General features: G+C 39.5%; 19 protein-coding genes. 12 read left to right on the top strand and 7 right to left on the bottom strand.

The window, feature by feature from the left end; translation table 11 throughout:
- Window positions 1-95 precede the first annotated feature (95 nt).
- The 3 genes from TY49_RS12510 to TY49_RS12500 all read left to right on the top strand — a co-directional run bounded on the left by TY49_RS12510 (window position 96) and on the right by TY49_RS12500 (window position 2,603).
- Window positions 96-1,061, top strand: a complete 966-nt coding sequence (locus tag TY49_RS12510; protein WP_041966246.1) for an alpha/beta hydrolase — start codon at window positions 96-98, stop codon at window positions 1,059-1,061.
- 9 nt (window positions 1,062-1,070) lie between these two features.
- The gene (locus TY49_RS12505) at window positions 1,071-1,943 is read left to right on the top strand and encodes an MBL fold metallo-hydrolase (protein WP_041966245.1); all 873 of its coding nucleotides are present in this window, start codon (window positions 1,071-1,073) and stop codon (window positions 1,941-1,943) included.
- Window positions 1,944-2,150: 207 nt separating this feature from the next.
- Window positions 2,151-2,603 carry an SRPBCC family protein gene (locus TY49_RS12500; RefSeq protein WP_041966244.1) on the top strand — a complete coding sequence of 151 codons (453 nt, stop codon included), beginning with the start codon at window positions 2,151-2,153 and terminating at the stop codon, window positions 2,601-2,603.
- Between the two features lie 32 nt (window positions 2,604-2,635).
- On the opposite strand, the gene TY49_RS12495 is transcribed toward TY49_RS12500, so the two are convergent.
- Window positions 2,636-2,941: a hypothetical protein gene (locus tag TY49_RS12495; protein WP_041966243.1), complete on the bottom strand. Its 306-nt coding sequence runs from the start codon at window positions 2,939-2,941 to the stop codon at window positions 2,636-2,638.
- A 127-nt stretch (window positions 2,942-3,068) separates the two neighbouring features.
- On the opposite strand from TY49_RS12495, the gene TY49_RS12490 reads away from it, so the two are divergent.
- The gene (locus TY49_RS12490) at window positions 3,069-3,779 is read left to right on the top strand and encodes a DUF2161 domain-containing phosphodiesterase (RefSeq protein ID WP_041966242.1); all 711 of its coding nucleotides are present in this window, start codon (window positions 3,069-3,071) and stop codon (window positions 3,777-3,779) included.
- Window positions 3,780-4,215: 436 nt separating this feature from the next.
- Here the strand turns inward: TY49_RS12490 and TY49_RS12485 are convergent, their stop codons facing one another.
- Complete coding sequence (locus TY49_RS12485; protein WP_041966241.1) at window positions 4,216-5,085, bottom strand: TetR/AcrR family transcriptional regulator; 870 nt, start codon at window positions 5,083-5,085, stop codon at window positions 4,216-4,218.
- A gap of 181 nt (window positions 5,086-5,266) precedes the next feature.
- Here TY49_RS12485 and TY49_RS12480 point away from each other — a divergent pair, with 181 nt between their 5' ends.
- From TY49_RS12480 to TY49_RS25000, 3 genes are all read left to right on the top strand, one after another.
- Window positions 5,267-6,805 carry a DHA2 family efflux MFS transporter permease subunit gene (locus TY49_RS12480; protein WP_041966240.1) on the top strand — a complete coding sequence of 513 codons (1,539 nt, stop codon included), beginning with the start codon at window positions 5,267-5,269 and terminating at the stop codon, window positions 6,803-6,805.
- Between the two features lie 70 nt (window positions 6,806-6,875).
- Window positions 6,876-7,214, top strand: a complete 339-nt coding sequence (locus tag TY49_RS12475; protein WP_041966239.1) for a nuclear transport factor 2 family protein — start codon at window positions 6,876-6,878, stop codon at window positions 7,212-7,214.
- Between the two features lie 268 nt (window positions 7,215-7,482).
- Window positions 7,483-7,632, top strand: a complete 150-nt coding sequence (locus tag TY49_RS25000) for a hypothetical protein (protein ID WP_198135616.1) — start codon at window positions 7,483-7,485, stop codon at window positions 7,630-7,632.
- A 24-nt stretch (window positions 7,633-7,656) separates the two neighbouring features.
- Here the strand turns inward: TY49_RS25000 and TY49_RS12470 are convergent, their stop codons facing one another.
- A complete protein-coding gene (locus TY49_RS12470) occupies window positions 7,657-8,493 on the bottom strand; it encodes a GDSL-type esterase/lipase family protein (RefSeq protein ID WP_041966238.1) in 837 nt (278 codons plus the stop codon).
- A 173-nt stretch (window positions 8,494-8,666) separates the two neighbouring features.
- Here TY49_RS12470 and TY49_RS12465 point away from each other — a divergent pair, with 173 nt between their 5' ends.
- Together TY49_RS12465 and TY49_RS12460 are read left to right on the top strand one after the other, a co-directional pair.
- Window positions 8,667-10,034 carry an MATE family efflux transporter gene (locus TY49_RS12465; protein WP_041966237.1) on the top strand — a complete coding sequence of 456 codons (1,368 nt, stop codon included), beginning with the start codon at window positions 8,667-8,669 and terminating at the stop codon, window positions 10,032-10,034.
- Between the two features lie 177 nt (window positions 10,035-10,211).
- On the top strand, window positions 10,212-10,772 hold the full coding sequence (locus tag TY49_RS12460; RefSeq protein WP_041966278.1) for a DUF1572 family protein: 561 nt from the start codon (window positions 10,212-10,214) through the stop codon (window positions 10,770-10,772).
- Here the strand turns inward: TY49_RS12460 and TY49_RS12455 are convergent.
- Window positions 10,769-11,200 (bottom strand): DUF4395 domain-containing protein, encoded by a 432-nt coding sequence (locus tag TY49_RS12455; protein WP_041966236.1) that lies wholly within the window; start codon window positions 11,198-11,200, stop codon window positions 10,769-10,771. The two genes, TY49_RS12460 and TY49_RS12455, sit on opposite strands and share 4 nt — an antisense overlap.
- Window positions 11,201-11,373: 173 nt before the next feature.
- On the opposite strand from TY49_RS12455, the gene TY49_RS12450 reads away from it, so the two are divergent.
- From TY49_RS12450 to TY49_RS12445, 3 genes are all read left to right on the top strand, one after another.
- Window positions 11,374-12,393 carry a VanW family protein gene (locus TY49_RS12450; protein WP_041966235.1) on the top strand — a complete coding sequence of 340 codons (1,020 nt, stop codon included), beginning with the start codon at window positions 11,374-11,376 and terminating at the stop codon, window positions 12,391-12,393.
- Window positions 12,394-12,503: 110 nt separating this feature from the next.
- The gene (locus tag TY49_RS24670; protein WP_156972677.1) at window positions 12,504-12,659 is read left to right on the top strand and encodes a hypothetical protein; all 156 of its coding nucleotides are present in this window, start codon (window positions 12,504-12,506) and stop codon (window positions 12,657-12,659) included.
- Between the two features lie 35 nt (window positions 12,660-12,694).
- Window positions 12,695-13,045, top strand: a complete 351-nt coding sequence (locus tag TY49_RS12445; protein WP_156972676.1) for a hypothetical protein — start codon at window positions 12,695-12,697, stop codon at window positions 13,043-13,045.
- 16 nt (window positions 13,046-13,061) lie between these two features.
- On the opposite strand, the gene TY49_RS12440 is transcribed toward TY49_RS12445, so the two are convergent.
- The 3 genes from TY49_RS12440 to TY49_RS12430 all read right to left on the bottom strand — a co-directional run bounded on the left by TY49_RS12440 (window position 13,062) and on the right by TY49_RS12430 (window position 14,721).
- Complete coding sequence (locus TY49_RS12440) at window positions 13,062-13,280, bottom strand: hypothetical protein (protein WP_041966233.1); 219 nt, start codon at window positions 13,278-13,280, stop codon at window positions 13,062-13,064.
- A gap of 63 nt (window positions 13,281-13,343) precedes the next feature.
- Window positions 13,344-14,192 carry a hypothetical protein gene (locus TY49_RS12435; RefSeq protein WP_041966232.1) on the bottom strand — a complete coding sequence of 283 codons (849 nt, stop codon included), beginning with the start codon at window positions 14,190-14,192 and terminating at the stop codon, window positions 13,344-13,346.
- A complete protein-coding gene (locus TY49_RS12430) occupies window positions 14,182-14,721 on the bottom strand; it encodes a sigma-70 family RNA polymerase sigma factor (protein WP_041966231.1) in 540 nt (179 codons plus the stop codon). Before TY49_RS12430 ends, TY49_RS12435 begins: the two co-directional genes overlap by 11 nt.
- Window positions 14,722-14,850: the final 129 nt, after the last annotated feature.

Genomic DNA, 14,850 nt, shown 5'->3' with positions numbered 1-14,850 from the left:
TTTACAAAATGCTGCAAAATGGTCTTTTTTTCGCCCTATCTGGTAAACTATTTTTAAATAGATAAAGAAACTAGGGGAAAAAGGGGAATCTGGCTATGAAGGAAAAGATAATATTGATAGCGATCGGTACGTTTCTCGCGATTTTCATCGGATTGATTGCTGCTGGTAATTACTTTTATAATGTTGCCATAAATCGAAGTCAAGAATCTATGGATCTTCATGGCGGCGGGGAAAGTGTCACAGCAGCCAAACTGCTTAGTGAAGAAGAAGAGCAGAAGAAACTGGAGGAAATTACAGCCTGGACCGAAAAGCAAAACTTTGAAATGGTAGAAATAAAATCCGATGACGGCCTTAAGCTGAAGGCACGTTTCTTAAAAAATGCTAATCCTTCTGGAAAAGCTGTGATTTTAGCTCATGGATATAAAGGGAATAGTGAGCAAATGCCTGGAATCACGAAGTTTTACTATGAGCAAGGGTATGATATTCTTAAGCCTGATGCGAGAGGTCATGGCTTGAGTGAAGGTGATTATATAGGTTATGGATGGCATGATCGCAAGGATTACGTACTATGGTCAAAGTTTTTAGCTAAAGAAGCTGGGACTGATGATATTTTCCTGCATGGCTTTTCCATGGGTGCAGCAACTGTACTGATGGCAAGCGGAGAAAAACTTCCTGAACAGGTCAAGGGAATTATTGCTGACAGCGGGTATACGACGGTTCTTGAGGAACTGAGCCACCAATTGAAATACCTGTATAATCTTCCAGCATTCCCGGTCATGCAGGTTACCTCTGTGATCACGAATATCAGGGCAGGCTACACATTCGCTGAAGCTTCGGCATTAGACAGTGTTGAGAAAAATAGACTCCCATTACTCATCATTCACGGTGACAAGGATGCATTAGTACCGACTGAAATGGGAAAACGCATTTTTGAAATAGCGAAAAGCGATAAAGAACTATGGATTGTTCCTGGCGCCGGGCACACGGAGGCATACACTATCGCTGAACAAGAGTATCAAGAAAAATTAAAGGAATTCTGGACAAAAGCCACTGGAAAATAGGTGAATTAAATGCAATCAATCGAAAGAATAGGGAAGCGATTTTGGTATATGACGCCTGTTTCTGAAACAGACAGACCAATCCTGGGGATGGTCGCAGGCAATGAAAGAACGCTGATGATTGACGCCGGGAACTCTGAAGACCACGCCAATCTTTTCAAAGATATGTTAAAAGTACAGGGTGTAGATGAGCCATCTTATGTGGTTTTGACACACTGGCATTGGGACCATATATTCGGCCTGTCTGCGCTTGGAAATACCGTTTCATTCTCTTCAAAGAAAACGAGGAATGATATTGAAAAGCTGCTCCCGTTATCCTGGTCAAATGAGGCAATAGACCAAAGGGTAGCAGAAGGAACTGAAATTGAATTTTGCGCGAACGCAATTAAACAAGAGTTTCCGGATCATCGGGACATTACAATCACTTTGCCTGAGGTGACCTTTGATGATGAAATCGAAATAGATCTTGGTGGCATTACCTGCGTTATCAAGCATGTGGGCGGTGACCATGCTGAAGATTCGGTGGTCGTATATGTCAAAGAGGAAAAAATATTGTTCCTGGCTGACAGCATTTATCCCGATATCTTTTCGGCAAAAGACAACTATACTGTCGAGGGAACAAGAGACTTACTGAGGAAAATTGAAGTGTTTGATGCAGACACTTTCATACTTTCTCACTCTGGCATAATTTCTAAAAAAGAGTTCCAAGACCAAGCGAATCTCCTTAGGTCTATTGGTGATCTGACTGAAAAACATCGTGGAAATTCAAAATTGATGATAGAGGATTTCAGAAAAAAGGTTAACAGGGACCTTACAGAAGAAGAACTTGAAACGATTGAATACTTCGTCAATGGATTTGAAATGTCATCAAACACACCAAACTAGGTGTGTTTTTTATTTTTACAAGGGAAAATACAATATGGATCGGTGATTGATCTTTTTCAGGTGGCCTTATCTCTGCGAAAGGACTGCCCATCTAGCTGTTTCTTAGTTATCCATTTTAAGGGCAGCAGAAGATTATTTAATGAAGTATAAATCCGTCTGTAAAACATATAACTCTTAGAGGATATTTTCAACAAAGGAGGAGAAATCATGCCAGAAGGAAGACATGATATCATAATTGATGTTCCGATAGACCAGGTTTGGGATTTCGTAAAAGACATGGACAACTGGGCACCATTATTGCCCGGATATATCAGTCATGAAAAATTAAGCGAAAAGCAGTCCAAATGGGCATTCAAGGAGACGGTTGGTGTATTGAAGAAGAAAATCAGTTTACAGGTTACCATAAGAGAGTGGATTGAACCGACACGGGTGACATTCGACTTGAAGGGCATCAATGAAAATCTGACTGGTAAAGGATATTTTAACGCAGAAGCGTTAGGACAAAACCGGACAAAGATGACTGGTTATCTTGAAATGACTGCAGACGGCGCCCTTGCACCAGTTATGAATGCAGTCATGAAATCTTCACTCCCGAAAAGCGGTCAAGAGCTTACGACAGCGATCGCGCAGAAACTTGAGGAAAGAAAAGCTATTCGATAAAAAGTACAGGGAGCCCGCAATCAGCTGGCTCCCTAGTCTATTTTCTCGATTTTCACAGGGCCATCTATTCGGCCGCCTTTATCAAAATAAAGTAGAACGGAATCGCCACTTTGGATTTTCACGTAAGCTGGCACTTTTTCTTTTTTAAAATAAATGCTTTTTCCATCCGTGCTCTCTCCATAAAATCCAGAATCGTCGCTCTTGTTGATGATGAATTCTTCTGTAAAATACTCAGCTTCAACCTCGTTGGAAACCTTTCGTGCTTCGTCCATTTCAAATTTCAGGAAAACCATTAGTCCAAGAAGAAGAGTCAATAAAAACAGCAATAATACCCTCATTTGTTTATCCTCCACTGCATAATCCGTAAACATTATATGTAGCTGGCTTGTCTAAATGACTTAATCCATTTAAAAAGTTTGCTATAATGATAGGAAAAACCGCAGGGAAGACAGAAGGGTTTGACACATGACGAAACTTTACGAAGCTGATTTATATGAGCCAATCCGAAAGCATTTTATTAAACAAGGCTATCGTGTCAATGGTGAGGTACACGATTGCGATTTAACGGCTGTCAAGGATGAGGAAATCATAATCGTCGAATTAAAACTAAATCTGAATATCGACCTTTTGCTTCAGGCAACGAGAAGGCAAAGGCTGACTGATCTCGTATATATAGCGATACCGAAACCAAAACGCATTTCAAGGAAACGCTGGAATGATATCATCCAATTAGTTAAAAGGCTGGAATTGGGACTGATAATAGTATCATTTTCTGGTAATCGGAAAAGTGTTGAGTTTAAGGTTCACCCGGAACCATATAAGCGCATGACAAGCAAGAATACGAGGAAGAAAGCAGCGTTGATTAAAGAAATAGAAGGAAGAAGCGCTGATTACAATATCGGCGGCAGCACTAAAACCAAAATCATGACTGCCTACAAAGAAAATTGCATCCAAATCGCTTGTTATCTAGAAAAACTCGGACAAATGTCTCCGAAAGCGCTCGTTGCTCTCGGTACAGGAGATAAGACACCCTTGATTCTTCAGAAAAACTATTACAAATGGTTTGAAAGAGTGGAGAGAGGCATTTATGTCATCACAGAACAAGGAAAGAAAGAGCTTGAAGACTATCCAGAACTTGTGGGATATTATTTAGGCGGGCTGAAAACGGAAAATTGACTTTAAGTGCAGGTTAAGCACTAAGTGGCGGGAGAGAATGGAATTACTGTCCAAATTTTTTGAAACAGAAAATCAAACTCATATAAAAAGCTGTTTTTGACCTTATCACAAGTTTGTTAGCTGGAAAAAAACACTCAAAATTTCCAGTTCGCCAATAAATTTTAATTATCGCCAATAAAGTTGTGAAAATCGCCAATAACATTCTTTAAGCAATAAAATGCCAGTCAATAATAACGAAAATTGGACGATAATTTAGCTTCTAATGCGACTTTCTATCAAAAAAGCAACTTATGCCCATATTTATATCGATAATGGGACGAAAAAGCGAGAAAAAACAAATGCAAAATGAAGTGCTCTCCGCTATTTGCCAACAGCATCTTCACAATTAATTTCAAAAAGCGGGGAGAAAACAAATGGACTGTTTTCTCCCCGTTTTTTATGCCTTTTCGAGCAAATTCTCGTCTATCAGTGCCTGTAGTTCATCGAGCTCATATTTATTCACCGTGGCCAGTGATAATAGGACACTGTCAATCAGGAATTTTCTCGGGGTTGAGGAACGAAGAATTTCTTCTTCGATGAAATCAAGCTTTTTAAGATAATCAGTGTTATTGCAGTCCAGCTTCTTCATTCGAGAGATGACTGAATGAATGTTAATTCTCCAGTCAAGTTCCTCTGTTCTGGAAACAGGAAGCCATTGATCCATGATTTCCGGTGGAACTAATTGTTCTCCAGATTGTGCCAGTTCTTCAAGCATATTCAAAATTCGGGTTACACTATACCTTACAACTGGATGTAAACTCGCAGCTTCTCCGTTCGCTTTACGATGGAACCTGATGTTCTGGAGCAGGATGCCATTAAGCATTATGGCACCGTCGAGAAGGTATGGTTTACAAATATCATCAGTTATATCCCCGAGACGATCAGAAAACCAGCGCAATATCTTCATTTGCCCTACTTCGATAAATTGTTTGAGCTCTTTATCACCTGAGAAAAATACTTCTTCAAAAAGCGGAACGATCTTATTTTCCCGGTTTGCGGTCATCTGTAATTCGATTTGGCTTATAAAGATTTCCGGGTCACCAGGATCCTTGCCAAACAGCAATCCATTCCTGTCAATCTCTATCTTCTTGAAGGTTGTTCTAAAAATATCCATGAGCAGTTGATTTTTGGAAGAAAAATAATTATAGAATGTTCCTTTCGATATTCCGCTGTAATCGAGGATATCCTGAATAGAGGTGGTCTGGAATCCTTTTTCTATAAAAAGCTGATGTGCTTTTTCAATAACATGGCGTTTTCTGTCGTTCATTTCATCACCTTAACCTTTTTGTACCGATTGTATAAAAATATACTACATTAAATTTTCGGACTTTACAAACCCCTAGTAATGGCTGTTTAAAAACGTTGCAAAAATTGTACCGATGGTATATGCTAGTGTCTATGCAATTACATTGTTTACAAATTTGTGAACAATATAGGGGGAAACTAGAATGGAACAAAATATGAATACACCTGACAAACCGCCCTATGGAATATTGGCGGTATTAATTGTTGGAGCGTTTATAGCCTTTTTAAATAATACATTGCTTAATATAGCTTTGCCTTCCATAATGACTGACTTGAAGGTAGAGGCAACGACAGTACAATGGCTTACAACTGGATTTATGCTCGTCAGTGGCGTGATGATTCCGCTAAGTGCGTATTTGATTCAAAAGTATTCGGTAAGAAATTTATTTTTGACAGCAATGGGTTTATTCACAGTTGGTACAATTATTGCGGGTTTATCGCACGTTTTTCCTCTTTTATTAGCAGGGCGAATGATTCAGGCCTCGGGTACGGCAATCATGATGCCTCTGTTGATGAATGTTATGCTTGTAAGCTTTCCAATCGAGAAACGTGGTACGGCAATGGGAGTATTCGGTTTGGTACTTATGTTCGCCCCGGCAATAGGTCCAACACTTTCAGGCTGGCTTATTGAGCATTACGACTGGAGAATGCTTTTCCATTTTGTAACGCCAATCGCAGCCACGGTCTTGTTACTCGGATTCTTCCTGTTAAAAGATAAAAAAGAGAAAGTGCATATGCGTCTGGACTTTATATCATTATCACTATCGAGCGTTGGATTTGGCGGACTTCTATACGGCTTCAGCTCTGCCGGTTCGAAGGGATGGGACAGTCCACATGTTTATCTTACATTAGCGATAGGGGCAGTTTCACTTATCGTCTTTATCCTTCGTCAATTACGCCAGGATAATCCGATGTTGAATTTCAAAATTTATAAGTATCCGATGTTTGCTTTATCTTCAGTAATTTCGATGATCGTGACAATGGCGATGTTCTCCGGCATGCTGTTACTGCCAATTTACGTGCAGACAATACGCGGAATTTCACCATTGGATGCAGGCTTAATGCTGTTGCCAGGCGCGATTGCCATGGCAATTATGTCACCGATTACCGGAAGATTATTTGATAAATTTGGCGGTCGTGCAATGGCGGTCATTGGCCTGACCATCACGCTTGTGACAAGCTACTATTTCAGCAAGCTTTCAATGGAAACAACTTATACTCAGCTAATCATCCTTTATACGGTTCGCATGTTCGGTATGTCGATGGTTAATATGCCTGTTAATACGAACGGACTAAACCAATTGCCTGCACGTTATTATCCACACGGCACAGCAATGAACAATACGATGCAACAGGTTTCCGGTGCAATAGGAACAGCGTTGTTGGTGACGGTTATGTCGATGCGTGCAGAAACCTATGGAAAAGAATTAGCTGCCTCAGCGCTCAAAGAGGCTGCTGCTGCAGGTAAAGCTGTTACACCTGCTGTTCAAGCTGAACTGGAACAGCAGATAGCAATGCAAGCGATGCTTCACGGAATCAATGATGCTTTTTATGTGACAGTATTTCTTTCCTTCATCGCTTTGGTGCTCGCATTCTTTATCAAAAGGGCAACACAGGCAGAGGACACAATTGGCAAAAAAGCCCCAGCAAAGAAACACTCTCATAAGTTGGTTAATAACTAATTACTTCCTCCTGGATTCCAGGGGGTTTTGTAAAAGTAAACAAATTTCTATATAAAGGGGGGACATATTTATGGAAAGAATCTCAGAAATGCTCGCACAAAAACAGCTCGATGCTTATAACAAACAAAATTTAGAAGATTTTTTATCAGTGTATAGTGAAAATGTAGTAATCATGGAATTTCCGAGCAACGAGGTAACCACCAGAGGTATAGATGAAATGCGTACCAGATATGGCAAGCTTTTTAAACAGCATCCAAATAACCATGCGGAACTTTTGGGCAGGGTGGTTCATGGAAACAGGGTTGTTGATCATGAACTCGTTACAGGCAGGGAAAATTCCGAGCCGAAAAAAGCGGTTGCCATATATGAAATTGAAGGCGAAAAGATCGTGAAAGTTTGGTTTTTGTAACACCTCCTAATAGTAAGCTAGCCCCTGTACTCTACAAGGCGCTGGCTTTTTTTTATTCTTAGGACTTTTTGGAGTATTGTAATATACATCATAATACTGTAAAAGCCGACCATAAACGGTGTAGTAATACCATTATAATTTCGTTTTTAAGGGGGGAATCTATCCTTAAACTCTTGTAGGGTATGTATGAAGACACACTGCTGTTGGTACATTCTGAACCAAACCCGGCCCAGACTAAGACTGACCAATAGAAAGGAGGAGTATAGAAATGAAGAAAGATAAGGCAGATCATGCCTATGAGAATGAAGTAGCTAAATTATTCGGATTAGATGAAGAAACGAGTCTGCAATCCGTCAATTTTGCCACAACTGAAAACTCCTTGTTAAATGAACATTTCCAGGAGGAACAGCAAAAATAAAAAAAGCCAGGCTTATAGCCCAGCTTAATTTTGGCGGTTTGCCAGGACGGCATCCGCTTTATGCTGTTGTTGGAATTGCTCAAGCATCTGACTTGATATAGCTGTATTGCCTGAAGGGTTTGGATGCACTCCATCGCTAGCCAGGAATTCCAAATTCTCGCTGTTGATGACATTTGTAGTTTGTACCACTATGGAAGACGATGTACCTTTTGAAGCTTCGTAAATCATTAAATTCCACTTTGGAAGAAGTTTATCCGCAAAAGAATAGAATTGATGATCGGCTGGCATCGGGTTATAAAGCTCAAGAAGGACGATTGTCGCCGAAGGATTCAACTCACCAATTTTTGAAGTGATCTCAGCAAGGTTTTGTGAAAAACCTTCTTGCAGACTTTCAAAGGATTTCAGCGCACTATAGATATCGCTTTTTTTGACTACTTTGAGGATGTCATTGCCACCAACATTAACGGTAATAAGGTCAGCTTCCTTGATCGCTTCGTCATACACACCATCCTGTACCAGAAGATTCAACCTCTCACTGGTAATCCCGATCACTCCTTCGTTTTGTGAAAGAACTTGTTTGCCAGTTTCTGCACCGAGTTGGGTGGAAAATTGACTGATGAAATTCTCTTCCTCTGGAATACGGTAACCACGTATGATGGAATCTCCGAGAGCGAGATGGTTAATGGTACTGTCCGTAATTGTTCTGTAGTAATCTATATAAGTAAGCTTATTTGTCTTTTCAACAGTAGGTGCAGTTTCCTGCTTTATTTTATTGATTTGGTATTGGGGATAGTAAATCCATGCTGAAAATGACAGGACGGCAAGCAGAGACGAAAGCAATAGAATTTTTATGATTTTCATGATGATTCACTCCTCGATATATTTCTATTGTATCAAGGATTTTGAAGGAAATAATCAGGGGGGTATTTCCATTTTTAAAAATAGTGATAATATTTAGGGATCCGAAAAAACTTCCGTTATCGGAAAGATATTTTGTTATAATTATATAATTAATATATTCAAGGAGTACACAGATGTACCAGACTTTTTCGACAAAGGAAAAAATAAAACAGATTTTTGTCATGTTGATTCCTATCTTGATCACTCAATTAGGGATGTTTTCAATGGTCTTTTTCAATACGATCATGTCAGGGAAATATAACTCTTCAGACCTCGCGGGTGTAGCCATAGGGTCATCGATTTGGAGCCCGGTCTTCACAGGTCTCAGCGGGATACTCCTTGCTGTTTCTCCAATAGCAGCCCAGCGCTTTGGTGAAAAGAAAGGGAAAGAAGTTTCATCGATCCTCACTCATGGAATATATTTGGCATTAATCATCGCAGTAATTGTCATCATTTTAGGTGTTTTTCTGCTAGATCCTATATTAACAGCGATGAACCTGCCTGGAAGTGTACATGAAACAGCGTACCGCTACCTTGCTGGATTAGGCTTTGGAATAATCCCATTGTTTATTTTTAACGTATTAAGATCATTCATTTACGCACTCGGAAAAACTCGAGTAGTGATGTATATCCTCCTCATGTCGTTACCAATCAACTTCTTCTTGAACTATGTCCTGATTTTCGGTCATTGGGGTTTTCCTGAATTAGGAGGAGCCGGAGCAGGTTATGCTACTTCAATTACTTATTATCTGATTGCGGGATTGACGGCAGCAGTCATAATCAAGCAAAAACCATTCTCGGATTTTGTCGGTTTGAAATACTTCAAGGAATTTTCCGGTGAAAAAGTGAAGGAGATTTTGAAAATCGGTGTGCCGATGGGATTATCAATCTTCTTTGAGACCAGCATGTTTGCTGTAGTCACAATTCTCATCAGTAAATTTAACATTACGACGATAGCTGCCTATCAGTCAGCCCTAAACATAGTTTCCTTTCTATATATGATTCCGATGAGCATCTCAATGGCGCAAACTGTTTTGGTCGGATTTGAAGTCGGTGCCGGCCGGTATAATGATGCAAAAGCCTACAGCTGGATGGGGATTTATCTTGGTGCCATTATTGCAGTTGGAGCCGGATTGCTAGTCGTGCTATTTCGTTATGAGGTAGCAGGATTTTATTCAAATGAACCAGCAGTAATCGCTTTAACTGGACAATTTTTGATCTATGCCTTGTTTTTCATGATATCCGACGCAATCCAGGCCACTGCGCTCGCAGCATTGCGCGGGTACAAAGACGTGAATATATCATTTATTATCACTTTGATCGCCTACTGGCTCATCTGTTTGCCGGTTGGCTATCTGCTGGCTCATAATACTGGACTAGGAGCGTCGGGATATTGGGTAGGACTGACCATCGGATTGCTTGCAGCGGGAATATCGTTGTCACTAAGATTGATATTTATCCAAAAACGTCGTTTTAACGGTAACTTGGCAGAGGTTGTATAAAAAAGTGAGGTTCCTTATTAGGAATCTCATTTTTTTTTTTGCAAATCTAATATGATTAATCTTATTGTTCTCATCAAATTTAAAGGAACCAATCATGAAAATTTTATCCTGATTATGGAAAAAGGCAGAAGGAATCCAGTCTTTTTGGAGGAATATTATTTTAGGGAGGTGCGGAAAATGAGTTATTTAAAGTTGGCTAATGAAAATTTCGAAAACATTAAAATTCAGGTAGAGAGAGCGATGGAACAATTGAATCTGGACCAGCTCCATTTTTCTCCAAATGAAGAGTCCAACAGTATTGCCATAATTGCAAAGCATATGAGCGGGAACCTTAAATCGAGATTCCGTGACTTTTTGACCTCTGATGGTGAAAAACCAGACCGCACCAGGGATGGAGAATTCGTAGGAACATTTGGCACGAGGGAGGACTTGCTAACTCATTGGAATGATGGCTGGACGGTGCTTTTTCAGACGCTTTCACAGTTAAAGGAAAAGGACTTGGAACAAACAGTCCTAATCAGAAACGAACCGCACACTGCGATTCAAGCCATCCAGCGCCAAATTGTCCATCAAGCAACTCATGCTGGGCAGATTGTCTATCTAGCAAAGATGATCAAAAATGAGGATTGGAATACACTCAGTATTCCTAAGGGTCAATCTCAGAAATTCAACGAAAAAATGATGGGGATATCAAAAAAAAGAAGAGACCCGCTAGTAAAAAAGACGGGACCCTCTTAAGAATTTGTTGCATGTTTCTTTGGCTTGTACTTAGACAATTGAAAACGGATGAAGCAACCTATGCAAAATCCCAGAATTGCAATAAAAGCGGCCAACGCTACCATCACGGTAAATATATGTCCCAATGCCGTTAAACCACTGGCATAGGAAATGATTCCGCCTGCTAAGCAGAAAACAGCGATTTTTTGATTGAACTGCTGTTGTTCCCAGTCTTCTGGGATATATTCAGACGTTTGTTTTCGCAGGAAACGTCTACCGATTCGCATTACCGGATTGTATCCGAACAGCAGTCCTGATATTCCTGCGAGCAGTGGCAAAGTCAAAATCCATTCAATACCTGTTAACCAGGTGCTTAAAACACTAATGACAATGAACCACTGATTTGTTCTTACCAGGGGCCGAGGAATTGAGCGAATCTCAGTAGTCATGTTAAATCCGACCTTTCTTATTGGTTTATATGTATTTTATCTTTTTTTTCCTGAAATGTGAAGACAAAAGCAATTAATTTTATTTGAAGAGTACTTTTTTGGAAATATGGAAAAGTATTCCTGAATACAATAGAATGCTGGTTTTAAATATAAATAGAAATGATGGGGGAAACATGGGGAGAAATTTGAAGGTCATTTGGTTTTTATTTTTTGCGGCATTCATTGGATTAGCTGGCTGTTCACAACCAATTGCGGAGAAAGCAGGAACTGAAAAAAAGGAGATTGAACAGGAGGGCAAGACAGGAAGTGAAGATGAAAAAAAAGAAAAGGAGGCAGTTGAACAAGAAGAACAAGAAGCTATACCAATAGTAGTGAATGTAATTGAGCCTACCACTCAAGAAGTGATCAGGTCACTTACACCTGTTGAAATGGGTTACGGAAGCGATGATGAGAAGTTTAGAGCTGAATTGGAACAATGGGCTCATGAATTGGTGGCTCGCGGAAATGACGCGACGCCGGGATACGATCAACGGATGATTCCGGATAAACTTGGTCCGGACGGCAAGGTGATAAAAGGGAGTCCTTTGATTATTCTGGAAGAATCGGAGCTGGTTGAAAGCATCATCCACGCCTCAGAAAAAGGGGGAATCGTAGAGCTTCCGCTTTATGTAACGGCAAGCGGATATGAAATCGATGATGCTGCTCATCTTGGCGAGGTTATTGTAGGAAAGTATACAACCTATTTTAACGCTGGGGTTGCGGGCAGAACAAAGAATATTGAGCTGTCAGCGGAAGCAATCAACAATGTCATCCTTGGCGCAGGGGATGTGTTTTCCTTTAATACAACTGTCGGCCCGAGCGATGAAGCCCATGGCTATCAGCCTGCTGAGGAAATTGTCAACAAAAAGCTGGTCATGGGGATAGGAGGCGGCATCTGCCAGACTTCTTCTACTTTATATAATGCTGTGGATGTTCTTGGTGTTGGTTATGTGGAGAAACATCATCATTCCCTATCTGTAGGCTATGTTCCTGAAGGAAGGGACGCAACGGTTTCCTATGGAGGCAAGGACTTCAGGTTCGAGAACACAACTGGCGTACCACTTTTACTGAAAGCAATAGTAGGAAAAGGTACTTTGACCGTAGAAGTGAGGACATCGAAGGAATACGAAGCACAAATGAAAAAAGGCATTTAACGGTCTTAAAACGAATCAGCCAAAAGACGTAGAAAGAATCAATCTGATGGAGAATGTTTCCAATCTTCAATTCCCTTATTCTTGAATTAAGAACCAGGGAGGCGAACGATATGGATATGAATTATTTAGCTTTAGAATATATCTGGAATACAAAGAAGGAAGAAATGAAGCGCAAGGATAATTTTCGAGAAACGTATAAACTTTATCAGGAATTTAAGGGATTTAGCTGGAATAATGCGTTAAGGAGGGAAAATAGATCAAAGTAATAAAGTATTTATTGTATACAGCAGGTTTTATCATTTTGCTGGTTGTTATTGGAAACCTTCAACAAAGCTTTGAGAATATTGGAAGGGAGACGTTTAGGCTCTATCCGTGGAGCATCCTTGCTGTTATATTGTATTTTCCCTTGGGTATTTATCTTGGAATACCAGGGTTAGTGAAGGAATATAAAAAGAATGGAAGATGGAAGTTCAACTGGGTAAAGATAATTTTCATTATCTTACCGCTGCTATATTTTTCATTCTTCTGGTTTATTCCGACTTCTTATCCGATACCAGATTTTATGGTAGGATCCCATTCAACGTTTAAACTTGCAATGATTGCTTCAGGGATTGTTTTCATGAATAGCATTACAAAACAAAACAGCGGCTGAGAGTCGCTGTTTTGTTTTACGATGTCCGTCTCTTTTCATTTACATTGACCAATAAGCCACGTTTGATCCAATAGTCGAAATTATCCACTGGAAAAACACTGCGATTCTCGGTGTTACTCATTTTTATGATGACGCTGCTACTTGAAACCTCTAAAACCTTCAATCTGTCTGAGTTGTACATATTCGGCAAAAAACCATTACGGATTTCAAACTCCATGTTATTTTGATAGTCCATTAAAAAACCTCCATGATTTCTTCATGGAAATAATATTTGCCAATATGTGATTAATTATCCATTCTAAAAACCAAAATAAGAATCGATAAAGGCCTGTAATTCTTCTGTTTTATCACCATCTCCCTGATAAGAGTACCCATTGTCTTGTCCGATACCTTCTTCATTGATAGCAATATCAAGATCATTAAGCAATTTTTGTAAATAATCCAATGCCAGCTTCATTTCATCCGTTGGCTCTTTCCAATATTTGTGAGCGTCAAATTTATTTACTCCATCTAAATTGACACCATCCGTCCGTTTACCTTGTTCTTCATAAATTATCATGGTTAAGTTGTATAGATTATCAAAATCCTTTTCAATATCAATGCCTTCGACTGCTATTATATTCAACCCATTTTGAATCGCCGATGCCTCTAGGTAATAAAAATACATCTCATCATATCCCCTCTGAATCAGCTTGGAATCCGGGGCAGGTATCTGATGAATTGATCTGTTTGCACTCGCGATATAATCTTTAGCATTTGTCGCCATATCATATTTTGTTCCTTGTTCCAGGACCGTGACATCCTTCCATTTTTTATCATTATCTTCCTTAGCTGACTCCTTTTCTTCTAATGCAGTTTCTACCTTAATCTTTCTGTCAACTGATTCACTCATAGTTGTGTCAGGTGGTGATATGTCCGAGTGCCGTGTGTCAGGGAAAAGGTTATAGTACGTATATGAACCAATCGAAAACATGAAAACTAATGAAAGTGCCACTGAAAGAATCGGAGCTATGAAATTATTTTTTTTAGATACATGACCATTAAGAACATTTTCTAAAATTCGGTGTTTTTCAGCACTGTTCAGACTCCCGTTCTTCAAAACGGTTTGGTTCATGCTTGAGCGCAGTTCCTTTAATTTATTCTCCATTCTCATCAACTCCTTCGTACTTTTTACGAAGCAATGCTTTGGCACGTCTTAACCTTGTTTTAACTGTTTCAAGATTGATATTGGTCAGTTTACTAATTTCAGATATGTTCAAGTCCTCGTAATAATATAGAATGATAACCTCACGATATTTCTTCGGAAGACTCATCACGTTTTCTGAAAGTGTGTGATGGGTGTTTTTTTCAATAACTTCTTCTTCAGGAGAAGCTATAGTTCCAGGTATAATAGTCCATCTAAAGTCAAAAGGGACGAATGATTTATACCATTTGCTTTTTAAATAATCCTTACATTTATTAACGGTAATCTTAAAGATCCATGTCTTATACGAACTATCACAACGAAAAGAGTCTAAATTTTTATAACAGGAGACGAACACTTCCTGGGTGATATCTTCAGCAGCTTGCCAGCTTTTCACATATGTATAGGCCAAACGGTTCACACGTTCTGCATAGTTTTCAATCAGCACTTCTAGTAATTCTTCATTACTTATATATCTTCTGCCGGGCTCCAAGTTCGCACCTCAATTCTTTTAACTGATGTATAGACGATTGTGCTGAATTAAAAGGTTCATTTTCCTGGAATTATACACTTTAGTACTTAGGACATGAACAGTCGATTGAAAATAAATCAAAAAGAGCGA

Origin of the sequence: Mesobacillus selenatarsenatis SF-1, assembly GCF_000813125.1 — a bacterium.
GTDB lineage: Bacteria > Bacillota > Bacilli > Bacillales > Cytobacillaceae > Mesobacillus > Mesobacillus selenatarsenatis.
The sequence above is the reverse complement of the archived record's forward strand: the minus strand, read 5'-3'. Positions and strand labels throughout refer to the sequence as shown.

Excerpts from the sequence above, each read along its gene's own strand:
- TY49_RS12455 (WP_041966236.1), bottom strand. The coding sequence starts at position 11,200 with ATGACTACTGAGATTCGCTCAATTCCTCGGCCCCTGGTAAGAACAAAT.
- TY49_RS12505 (WP_041966245.1), top strand. The coding sequence starts at position 1,071 with ATGCAATCAATCGAAAGAATAGGGAAGCGATTTTGGTATATGACGCCT.
- TY49_RS24670 (WP_156972677.1), top strand. The coding sequence starts at position 12,504 with ATGGATATGAATTATTTAGCTTTAGAATATATCTGGAATACAAAGAAG.
- TY49_RS12470 (WP_041966238.1), bottom strand. The coding sequence starts at position 8,493 with ATGAAAATCATAAAAATTCTATTGCTTTCGTCTCTGCTTGCCGTCCTG.
- TY49_RS12495 (WP_041966243.1), bottom strand. The coding sequence starts at position 2,941 with ATGAGGGTATTATTGCTGTTTTTATTGACTCTTCTTCTTGGACTAATG.
- TY49_RS12440 (WP_041966233.1), bottom strand. The coding sequence starts at position 13,280 with ATGGACTATCAAAATAACATGGAGTTTGAAATCCGTAATGGTTTTTTG.
- TY49_RS12435 (WP_041966232.1), bottom strand. The coding sequence starts at position 14,192 with ATGGAGAATAAATTAAAGGAACTGCGCTCAAGCATGAACCAAACCGTT.
- TY49_RS12450 (WP_041966235.1), top strand. The coding sequence starts at position 11,374 with ATGGGGAGAAATTTGAAGGTCATTTGGTTTTTATTTTTTGCGGCATTC.
- TY49_RS25000 (WP_198135616.1), top strand. The coding sequence starts at position 7,483 with ATGAAGAAAGATAAGGCAGATCATGCCTATGAGAATGAAGTAGCTAAA.
- TY49_RS12490 (WP_041966242.1), top strand. The coding sequence starts at position 3,069 with ATGACGAAACTTTACGAAGCTGATTTATATGAGCCAATCCGAAAGCAT.
- TY49_RS12485 (WP_041966241.1), bottom strand. The coding sequence starts at position 5,085 with ATGAACGACAGAAAACGCCATGTTATTGAAAAAGCACATCAGCTTTTT.
- TY49_RS12475 (WP_041966239.1), top strand. The coding sequence starts at position 6,876 with ATGGAAAGAATCTCAGAAATGCTCGCACAAAAACAGCTCGATGCTTAT.
- TY49_RS12480 (WP_041966240.1), top strand. The coding sequence starts at position 5,267 with ATGGAACAAAATATGAATACACCTGACAAACCGCCCTATGGAATATTG.
- TY49_RS12465 (WP_041966237.1), top strand. The coding sequence starts at position 8,667 with ATGTACCAGACTTTTTCGACAAAGGAAAAAATAAAACAGATTTTTGTC.
- TY49_RS12460 (WP_041966278.1), top strand. The coding sequence starts at position 10,212 with ATGAGTTATTTAAAGTTGGCTAATGAAAATTTCGAAAACATTAAAATT.
- TY49_RS12510 (WP_041966246.1), top strand. The coding sequence starts at position 96 with ATGAAGGAAAAGATAATATTGATAGCGATCGGTACGTTTCTCGCGATT.
- TY49_RS12500 (WP_041966244.1), top strand. The coding sequence starts at position 2,151 with ATGCCAGAAGGAAGACATGATATCATAATTGATGTTCCGATAGACCAG.